The sequence below is a fragment of the Streptomyces adelaidensis genome, from assembly GCF_016598475.1.
GTDB classification, from domain to species: domain Bacteria; phylum Actinomycetota; class Actinomycetes; order Streptomycetales; family Streptomycetaceae; genus Streptomyces; species Streptomyces adelaidensis.
In genome coordinates, this window is record NZ_JAEMUX010000296.1 from 1 (window position 1) to 547 (window position 547).

The window sequence follows — 547 nt, forward strand, 5'->3', positions numbered from 1 at the left end:
GCACGGCGGGGTTCTCGTAGTTGAGGTCGGGCTGGTGGGCGAAGAAGCGGTGCCAGAAGTACTGCTTGCGGACGGGGTCGAAGGTCCAGTTGGACACTTCGGTGTCGACGAAGATGATGCGGGCGTCCTGGAACTGCTTGTCGTCGTCGGCCCAGACGTAGTAGTCGCCGTAGGGTCCGGCGGGGTCTTTTCGCGATTCCTGGAACCACGGGTGCTGGTCGCTGGTGTGGTTCATGACGAAGTCGATGATGACGCGCATGCCGCGTTGGTGGGCGGCGTCGACGAATTCGACGAAGTCGGCGAGGTCCCCGAACTCCGGGAGGACGGCGGTGTAGTCGGAGACGTCGTAACCGCCGTCGCGGAGGGGGGATTTGAAGAAGGGCGGGAGCCAGATGCAGTCGATGCCCAGCCATTGCAGGTAGTCGAGTTTGGCGGTCAGGCCCTTGAGGTCGCCGATGCCGTCGCCGTTGCTGTCCTGGAAGGAGCGGACGAGGACTTCGTAGAAGACGGCGCGTTTGAACCAGTCCGGGTCCCGGTCCTTCTGCGG

1 protein-coding gene is annotated in these 547 nt (G+C 63.8%); it reads right to left on the bottom strand.

The window, feature by feature from the left end:
- Window positions 1-547: alpha-amylase family glycosyl hydrolase (locus I8N67_RS41930; protein ID WP_267912913.1), on the bottom strand; the 547-nt coding region annotated here is incomplete at both ends.